This window comes from Acetobacter sp. DsW_059 (genome assembly GCF_002153695.1).
Taxonomy (GTDB): Bacteria; Pseudomonadota; Alphaproteobacteria; order Acetobacterales; family Acetobacteraceae; genus Acetobacter; species Acetobacter thailandicus.
The window spans coordinates 44,417-52,705 of record NZ_JOPI01000033.1 but is presented as its reverse complement, the minus strand read 5'-3'; the positions used below and the strand labels follow the sequence as shown (position 1 = coordinate 52,705).

Sequence of the window (8,289 nt, the reverse complement as noted above, 5' to 3'; positions counted from 1 at the left end):
TTATTGTTCAGTATGATGGACAATAATTACTTATAATTTTATTAATTTATTTTATTTTTATAGTTTTTATTGTTTGTCAGTAATATTTACGAAAATCTCTTATATTATATTAAATTTTATTAAATTTAAGTGGGTAGTATTGTATTTCTGTTAAGTAATGTTACGGGAAAAGAAATTAGAAAAGTATTTTATATCAATAAGAAAACAAGAATTATACGATAAGCTGTAACTTATATGAAACTGTAATCTGGAAGGTCTGATGGCACTTCCAGTTAGGACCATAATGGTACTGTCTGCTTGCAGGAGCCAGAAAATCCCCTTATATCATGGGGAAGGAGGCGCAGTTAATCATTTTAATTAAATCATTAACTGTTGCGCTAATTTTTTATTAAAAGCCTTCGTTGATGCGTGCTGGTCAGAGAGTTGATCGTTACTGGACGTATCATCTGAAGAAAGTGGTGCTGCTGAAAAGCTGACTAACATTGTTATTCAGACAGCACAGAGGGATTTGACTCTGATGACTACTTTTTCTGATCTGCAACTTGCAACGCCTATACTGAAGGCTCTGGCTGACGAGGGTTACGATAAACCTACCCCTATTCAGGCGCAGTCTATCCCTTATCTTTTGCAGGGGCGCGATCTTCTCGGGCTCGCTCAGACTGGTACGGGTAAAACAGCAGCCTTTTCGCTGCCTATCCTTGAATATCTTCACAAAAACCCAAAGCAGTCTCAGTCCAGGCAGGCCCGGGTTCTGGTTCTGGCGCCAACGCGTGAGCTGGTTTCTCAGATCAGTGACAGCTTTAAAGCCTATTCACGTTATATGAAATGCTCTCAGGCTGTTGTGTTTGGCGGTGTTGGTCAGGGGCGTCAGGTTGAGGTCATGCGCCGTGGGGTTGATGTGCTGGTCGCAGCTCCTGGTCGTCTGCTCGATCTGATCGGCCAGGGTCATATTGACCTGTCTGCGCTGGAAGTTCTGGTGCTCGACGAAGCTGACCGTATGCTTGATATGGGCTTTGTCCGTGATATCCGTCGTATCATGACGTATCTGCCAGAAAAGAGGCAGACGCTTCTGTTCTCTGCAACAATGCCGCGCAGCATTTCTGATCTTGCAGGTTCATTGCTGAATAACCCTGCTAAAGCAGAGGTTACGCCTCCTTCAAGTACGGTTGATCGTATTCAGCAGGCTGTTATGTTTATCAATGGTGATGATAAGCGCGAGGCTTTGCTTGAGCTGGTCAAGTCACCTAAGGTGGTGCGTGCGGTTGTCTTTACGCTGATGAAGCACGAAGCCAATAAAGTTTCTGAGTTTCTTAATAAATATGGCATCAGCTCAGAAGCAATACACGGTAACAAATCTCAGGGTGCGCGTGAGCGGGCTATGAAGGGTTTCCGTAGTGGTGCAGTGCAGGTGCTGGTTGCAACGGATATTGCAGCGCGCGGTATCGACGTGGATGAAGTCAGCCACGTTTTCAATTATGATCTGCCTAATATTCCTGAGAGCTATGTGCACCGTATCGGCCGTACAGCGCGTGCCGGGCGTGAAGGCTGGGCTCTTTCATTCTGTGATGCAGAGCAGCGTGCCTGGCTGCGTGATATAGAAAAAACAATTGGCAAGCCGGTGCCGGTTGTGCGTGATCATCCGTGGCACTCTGAAGAGGCTGAGGCTTCTACCATGCGTCCTCCTGTCCTTGGCGGGGGTGGTCGTGGCCGGGGTGGTCCGTCACGTAATGGTGGTGGTGCCCGTCGTCCGACGAACCATCGTTCTGATGCAGGGGCATCCGGACAGCGTCGCTACGGTGGCCGCGGGCAGCGTCAGGCTGCTGGTGTCAGCTGATTTTTCTGTGACACTATGGGTTAAAAATTTGAAAACCACTCCTTGTGAAAGGGGTGGTTTTTTTATGGTATTATAAGCTTTACTGAGACGGGGCAGTGATCAGATGTCAGGGCCTGTTCGTCGGGTTTATAAAGCATGACCTTCAGGCTTCCTGGCGCAATCCAGGATATAGCATCTCCACCGGCGATCAGATGATCAATAAAATATCTTCCCCCTTCGCAGGGGGTCGCAAAACCTGATGTTGTCAGCATCAGGGGTCCTGACTGTGAAAGTTTGAGAAATAACGGATCTGCTTTTGTCAGGCGGCGGTTAAAGTCACCCAGAATAAGAAAGGCTTCATGGCTGGCCTGTCGCTGCGCTATCCATTTCTGTAAAATAGAGAATTGTTTGATGAGTGTCGGGCAGCTGTGTTTTTTTTCAGTCATCGGGTAATATGAGCACCCTGCTTTCAGGTGGATAACCAGTAAGCGCAGGGCAGAATGATCGCTTTGTACTGTAATATCCAGCCCGCTTCGCAGCAGGTGCCGGGTGTTTACGCCTGCTGTGCTTAACTCCGTCAGGTCAGGGTGGCGGGTTATGTGAAGATTTTTATTTAAAGCTATACCAGTACGCTGCAGAATATCATCGTGCGTCATAAGAATAGTGTAGCGTAATTCAGAAAAAACCCTGGTTGCGGTATCTTTATTATCGGTTTCCTGAAAAGCGATAATATCTGCGTTGAGATGCTGTGCATAATCTGACAGAGCATAAAAATCATCTGGCGTGCGATGAGGAATGTCGGGCGGGGCAGTCTGAGCCTGGGGAGAGGTCTCATCGATGAGCCAGTCCATGTTCCATGTCGCTATTTTAAGCTGCGTTTCGGCTAAACATGGTCGCGTTATGAGTAGCGGGCTGATTAAGCAAAGGGCCATTGCATGACAGAGGCGGCCACGTGCGGGCATAAAAAATGCCCGCCACAGGTGAGGAGTGGCGGGCATTATTCTCGTCTGCTTCAGCGCAGAGGGCGTTCAGGCCTGTGTCTCGGCTGAGAGCTCAAGCTCTTTAAGGGCCTCGGCTACAGAGGTTGTCCGGCGTGTTTTTTCATCAAGGATGCTGACTTCGCCTGATCCGATATCATAAAACCAGCCCTGAAGAATCAGAGTGTTACGTGCAAGCCTTGCTGCGACCGCTGGGTGTGTGCGCAGATGTGCCAGCTGAAGCAGGACATTATGCTCTGCCAGTGACCTTACGATTGCAGGACCGGCATCTTCAGCTGTAAAATCGTTCAGAGCCGCTGCTGCAGCTGCTTCAGCATTGCGCAACCATGATTTAACAGTTGGCATTTTTTCCAGGCTGGCCTGGTTCGCTGGCAGCAGTGCTTTCATGGCGCCGCAGTCAGAGTGGCCGCAGATAATGATGGAGTTTACGCCAAGGCCCAGGGCGGCATACTCAATGGCAGAGGAGACGCCTCCGAGCATTTCGCCATAAGCAGGAACGATATTGCCAATATTACGCAGAATGAACAGATCGCCTGGTTCTGTCTGAGTAATCAGGTTGGGATGAATACGACTATCTGCGCAGGTGATAAAAAGGGTGCCGGGTGACTGGCCGCTGGCCAGGTCGGAGAACAGAGATTCTTTTGCAGGAAAAACTTCAGAGTTGAAGTGTTCAACGCCACGAAGCAGAGAGATCAGGTTTGATCTGGTCTCAGAACATTTAGGCATACTGTAGACTCCGGCTGTTTAGAGCGGCTGCGTTGTTTAAAGGCAGCGTCCGCATTTATGTTTTTCTTATAAACAGACAAATAGAGTGGGTGTGTTCACAAGAAGGTTTTTTTATTTTTGGTCAGGAAAGTTTAAATGCTGACAGGAATGTTTATTACAGCAATAAACATTCCTACGCTATGTATAAAATCTGAAAACAGCAATGATTTCAGGCGAGAAGATCGCCTTCATCAGGTTCGCTCATCTGATCTGCGGGATGGCGTATCGGAGCGTTAGAGCGTGGAGCGGCTGCAGCTGGTGATGGCATTTGTGGTGCCTGGGCTTCGGGTGCTCTGCGGCGTGTAAAGCTTGCGCCTAAAGTTGCCAGCTCAAGGAACTGGTCAGCCTGTCGGCGCAGGTCGTCACCGATAAGGGGAGGGGTTGAGCGCATTGAGGAAACAACGGAAACCCGTGTGCCCTGGCGCTGAACGGCCTCAACAACTCTGCGGAAGTCTGAATCTCCGGTAAAGAGAATCGCATGATCAATATGTGGAGCCATCTCCATCATATCGACAGCGATTTCTATTTCCATGTTTCCCTTAACGCGGCGCTTGCCCGTGCTGTCAGTGAATTCGCGCGCAGCTTTGGTGACCAGAAAGTATCCGTTGTATGAGAGCCAGTCGGTGAGAGGCTTCAGGGGAGAATAATCTTCTGTGTCGAGAATAGCTGCATAATAATAAGCACGAACAACGTGTGTTTTTGTAGCAAAAAAATCGAGAAGTTTTTTGTAATCAATGTCGAAACCAAGACTTCTGGAGGTTGAATAAAGACTTGATCCGTCAATAAACAGACACGTCTTTTCGTCTTTCTTCAGGTTCATAAGAGAGTATATCCTCATAATTATTAACGAAATGTAAAATTGTTAAAATTAGTTAAAAATTCCCGTGTCAGTTGTTTTATTAATATAAGGGAAGCGGAGATTATCTGACAACCTGCTGCAGGGGAATATAGTTGAAAATAAAACCTGAAAAAAAGCTTGTAACAGCTTTGGTTGCGGTGGGTGCTAATCTGCCTTCAGCTCAGGGGAGTCCGTTATCTGCGTGCCAGGAGGCGGCAGGGGTTCTGAAACAGGTTGCCGGTGTTGAGGATATTCAGGTTTCATCATGGTATGAAAGTGCGCCTGTTCCGCCATCAGGGCAGCCCCCTTATGTCAATGGTGTTGTCCGTCTGCTGACAACTCTGGGTTCTTATGAGCTGCTGCATGTTTTGCAGGGAGTGGAGCAGGATTTTGGTCGTCAGCGTTCCGTTGCTAATGCGGCGCGCACGCTCGATCTCGATATCATTGCTTATGGTGATCTGTGTCAGGATGATCCGGTGCTTATTTTACCGCATCCCAGAGCGCATGAGCGTGCTTTTGTTATGATGCCCCTTTGTGATGTTGCGCCTGACTGGGTGCACCCCGTGAGTGGTGTCGGGATAAAAAAGCTGGTTCAGCAGGTTTCTGAGCAGGAAATCAGAAGAATTGTCTGAAAGGGGTCTTTTCTTAGGCTTGCATAATGCGCTAAGAAGGTTCCTCTGTTTTTTAAAGTGCTAGTGTCAGGAGGCTCTTCACAATGGCCCGCGTGACTGTTGAAGACTGCGTAGAAAAAGTTCCAAATCGTTTTGAGCTGGTGTTGTACGCAGCACAGCGTGCCCGCAATATCTCCCGCGGTGAAGAGCTTATTGTTGATCGTGACAATGATAAGAACCCGGTAGTTGCTTTGCGTGAAATCGCTCAGGATGCTGTGCCGCTGCCACAGCTGCGTAACGACCTGATCCGTTCTCAGACGCGTGAGCCTGAGCCTGAGCCTGTTGATGAAGAAGTGCAGGATCTTGTTCCCACTGAGCAGAATATTTTCGGCCTTCAGGAGATTTCTCCTGAGGAAGAGGCGCATGACGACGCCAGTGCTGTTGAGGCAGCTCTGAGCGGGCGCGGGCGCCGGTAAGAGAGCTGAGTGACGCAGGCCGGCAGTGGCAATCAGAATGTCGGGGGCGGTGGAGTTATAGCTGAAGCTCCGCCAGCCGCTCACGGCACGAATGTGTCGGTAAAAGACGCAAAGCCTGTCACCTGCGATAAACTGCTTTCTGTCGTTCGGGGTTATGCCCCTGATGCCGACCTTGAGTCCATCAGGCGGGCCTTTGATGTTGCGCAGAAAGCGCATGAGGGTCAGCTTCGTGATAATGGTGACCCTTATATAACCCATCCTCTCGCTGTTGCGATGATTCTCGCCGGTTTCCGGCTTGATGTGTCCTCAGTAATAACAGCTTTGCTGCATGATACGGTTGAAGATACCGGTGTCACGCAGGAACAGCTCCGGGCAGAGTTTGGTGATACAGTTTCTGAGCTGGTTGACGGTGTAACCAAGCTGACACGGCTTGAGCTGCAGTCGGACCGTACCAAGCAGGCTGAAAATTTTCGTAAACTTGTGCTGGCTATGTCGAAGGATATTCGTGTCCTTTTGGTGAAGCTGGCCGATCGCCTGCACAATATGCGTACGCTGCATTTTGTGGAGCGCGTTGATCGCAGGCAGCGTATTGCCCGTGAAACCCTTGATATTTATGCGCCACTTGCTGAGCGTATCGGTATGGACCGGGTTAAAACCGAGCTTCAGAATCTGTCTTTCGCGCAGATTGAGCCTGAGGTCGATGCAACACTGAGAGCCCGCCTGAATTATCTGCGCGGGCAGGGGGCTGATGTCATTGAGGATGTCAGGCGTGAACTTTTGCGCCTGTGCCACGATGCTGGCCTGAAGAATGTTCATGTCGCGGGACGTGAAAAATCGCCTTACTCGATATGGGATAAGATGCAGCGCCGTAATGTGGCGTTTGAGCAGCTTTCCGACATCATGGCATTCCGCGTGATCGTTGACACGCGTGAAGACTGTTATATGGCGCTGGGGGCAGTGCACGCTGCATATTCGGTCATTGCCGGGCGTTTTAAAGATTATATCTCCACACCTAAGGTCAACGGATATCAGAGTATCCATACAGGTGTGACGCTGCGCTCGCCGCGCAACCAGAAAATCGAAGTGCAGATTCGTACCGCTGCAATGCATGATATTGCTGAAAACGGTGTGGCAGCGCACTGGGCTTATAAAGACGGTAGTGGTGAAAATACAGAAGGCTCTCCTGGTTTCAGGCGGCCGCGCTGGGTGCAGGATCTTCTTGAAATTCTTGAAGCCTCTTCAGCTCCTGATGAGTTCCTGGAAAACACCAAGCTTGAGCTGTACCAGGATCAGGTTTTTTGTTTCTCACCCAAAGGTCAGCTGATCTCTCTGCCGCGGGGCGCAACGCCGGTTGACTTCGCCTATGCTGTACACAGCCAGATTGGCGATAGTTGTGTCGGGGCCAGGGTGAATGGCCGCCTGATGCCACTGCGCTATGAGCTGCAAAATGGCGATCAGGTTGAAATTATGACCGCACGCGGGGGGGCACCATCCCCCTCGTGGGAGCGGTTTGTTGTTACTGGCAAAGCGCGTGCGCGCATTCGTCGTTATGTGGCAGCGCAGCAAAGGCAGACATATCTTGATGCCGGGCGTTCTGCCCTAGCTAAGGCTTTCAGGCAGGAAGGTGTTGACGGTTCAGAGAAAATTCTTGAGCCGGTTCTTAAAACTCTTAAACAAAACAGCCTGCATGACCTTTATGTTGCCGTTGGCAACAATAGTATTGGTGCGCGTGATGTTGTTTATGCCACCTATCCTGAGTTAAGGCGTGCAGTACGTGCTCCGCGTATGGTGCCCGGGCTCCCTGGTGTTCTGGGGACAGCAGGGCCACGCCTTATGGCGGGAACCAGCGGCAACCAGAAGAAGCGCGCTGATGGTAATATTCCTCTCGTCGGTCTGGGTGCGGGTATAGCAGTACATTTTGCCGCCTGTTGCCATCCTCTCCCGGGTGATCGGATTGTGGGCGTCGTGGCAACCGGGCGTGGTGTGACCGTGCATACCAAAGTATGTCAGACGCTGGAAAATTTTGCGGCAACCCCTGAGCGTTTTCTTGATGTTGACTGGGATTATGACGCCATGGACCGGGGGGGTGCCAGCACCATGCGTGTCGGGCGTATCAGTCTTATTGCTGAAAATGTCTCTTCGGTTCTGGCAACAGTTACGAACACAGTTTCTAAATATGATGCTTCTATCGTCAATCTGAAGATCGTGAACCGTCAGCTTGATTTTATGGAAATTCTGGTTGATGTCGAGGTTCGTGATCTGAGACATCTTTCTTCGGTTATTGGCGGGTTGCGTGCTGCTTCAGGTGTGACACAGGCTGACAGGGCACGTTCATAATCATGCCTGTGAAAGAAGGTGGACCATGACGATTATTGCCGCCGGGGTCGATTTATGCGACATGCGCCGCATTGAGGGGGTGATTGACCGCTTTGGTCAGCGTTTTCTCGATCGGGTGTTTACGACGGCAGAGCGGGAGCGTGCTGAAGGGCGTTCCGGTCATGCGCGTATCGGCGCCTATGCCAAGCGCTGGGCAGCGAAAGAGGCCTGTTCCAAGGCTCTTGGTACCGGGTTTGCTATGGGTGTGGCACATAGCCTTATCGCTGTTGATAATCTGCCATCAGGTCAGCCAACGCTCAAACTTTATGGTGCCGCCCGTAAACGTCTGATGACGTTAATCCCTGAAGGACATGAGCCACATATTCTGCTGAGTATGACAGACGAGCCGCCCTATGCTTTTGCTGAGGTGATTATTTCGTCGCGCCCGATAACAAAAGAGCATTAAGACAGG

At 50.1% G+C, this 8,289-nt stretch carries 8 protein-coding genes; 5 read left to right on the top strand and 3 right to left on the bottom strand.

Annotation, left to right across the window (positions count from 1 at the left end):
- Nucleotides 1–517 precede the first annotated feature (517 nt).
- Nucleotides 518–1,834, top strand: a complete 1,317-nt coding sequence (locus tag HK25_RS07895) for a DEAD/DEAH box helicase (RefSeq protein WP_086635875.1) — start codon at nucleotides 518–520, stop codon at nucleotides 1,832–1,834.
- 62 nt (nucleotides 1,835–1,896) lie between these two features.
- Here HK25_RS07895 and HK25_RS07890 read toward each other — a convergent pair whose 3' ends face one another.
- The 3 genes from HK25_RS07890 to HK25_RS07880 all read right to left on the bottom strand — a co-directional run bounded on the left by HK25_RS07890 (nucleotide 1,897) and on the right by HK25_RS07880 (nucleotide 4,396).
- Nucleotides 1,897–2,811, bottom strand: coding sequence for an endonuclease/exonuclease/phosphatase family protein (locus tag HK25_RS07890; protein ID WP_233127748.1), 915 nt, complete (start codon nucleotides 2,809–2,811; stop codon nucleotides 1,897–1,899).
- A 30-nt stretch (nucleotides 2,812–2,841) separates the two neighbouring features.
- Nucleotides 2,842–3,537, bottom strand: coding sequence for a carbonic anhydrase (locus tag HK25_RS07885; RefSeq protein ID WP_086635874.1), 696 nt, complete (start codon nucleotides 3,535–3,537; stop codon nucleotides 2,842–2,844).
- 208 nt (nucleotides 3,538–3,745) lie between these two features.
- Nucleotides 3,746–4,396, bottom strand: coding sequence for an NYN domain-containing protein (locus tag HK25_RS07880; protein ID WP_086635873.1), 651 nt, complete (start codon nucleotides 4,394–4,396; stop codon nucleotides 3,746–3,748).
- Between the two features lie 131 nt (nucleotides 4,397–4,527).
- On the opposite strand from HK25_RS07880, the gene folK reads away from it, so the two are divergent.
- From folK to acpS, 4 genes are all read left to right on the top strand, one after another.
- Nucleotides 4,528–5,046, top strand: a complete 519-nt coding sequence (gene folK / locus HK25_RS07875) for a 2-amino-4-hydroxy-6-hydroxymethyldihydropteridine diphosphokinase (protein WP_233127747.1) — start codon at nucleotides 4,528–4,530, stop codon at nucleotides 5,044–5,046.
- An 83-nt stretch (nucleotides 5,047–5,129) separates the two neighbouring features.
- Entirely contained in the window at nucleotides 5,130–5,501 is a 372-nt protein-coding gene (gene rpoZ / locus HK25_RS07870) for a DNA-directed RNA polymerase subunit omega (protein WP_086553385.1), read from the top strand.
- A 93-nt stretch (nucleotides 5,502–5,594) separates the two neighbouring features.
- Entirely contained in the window at nucleotides 5,595–7,838 is a 2,244-nt protein-coding gene (locus HK25_RS07865; protein ID WP_233127749.1) for a bifunctional (p)ppGpp synthetase/guanosine-3',5'-bis(diphosphate) 3'-pyrophosphohydrolase, read from the top strand.
- Between the two features lie 25 nt (nucleotides 7,839–7,863).
- Nucleotides 7,864–8,283, top strand: coding sequence for a holo-ACP synthase (gene acpS / locus HK25_RS07860; RefSeq protein WP_086553384.1), 420 nt, complete (start codon nucleotides 7,864–7,866; stop codon nucleotides 8,281–8,283).
- Nucleotides 8,284–8,289: the final 6 nt, after the last annotated feature.

Coding starts and splice junctions, on each gene's coding strand:
- HK25_RS07895 (WP_086635875.1), top strand. CDS start 518: ATGACTACTTTTTCTGATCTGCAACTTGCAACGCCTATACTGAAGGCT.
- HK25_RS07890 (WP_233127748.1), bottom strand. CDS start 2,811: ATGCCCGCCACTCCTCACCTGTGGCGGGCATTTTTTATGCCCGCACGT.
- HK25_RS07885 (WP_086635874.1), bottom strand. CDS start 3,537: ATGCCTAAATGTTCTGAGACCAGATCAAACCTGATCTCTCTGCTTCGT.
- HK25_RS07880 (WP_086635873.1), bottom strand. CDS start 4,396: ATGAACCTGAAGAAAGACGAAAAGACGTGTCTGTTTATTGACGGATCA.
- rpoZ (WP_086553385.1), top strand. CDS start 5,130: ATGGCCCGCGTGACTGTTGAAGACTGCGTAGAAAAAGTTCCAAATCGT.
- acpS (WP_086553384.1), top strand. CDS start 7,864: ATGACGATTATTGCCGCCGGGGTCGATTTATGCGACATGCGCCGCATT.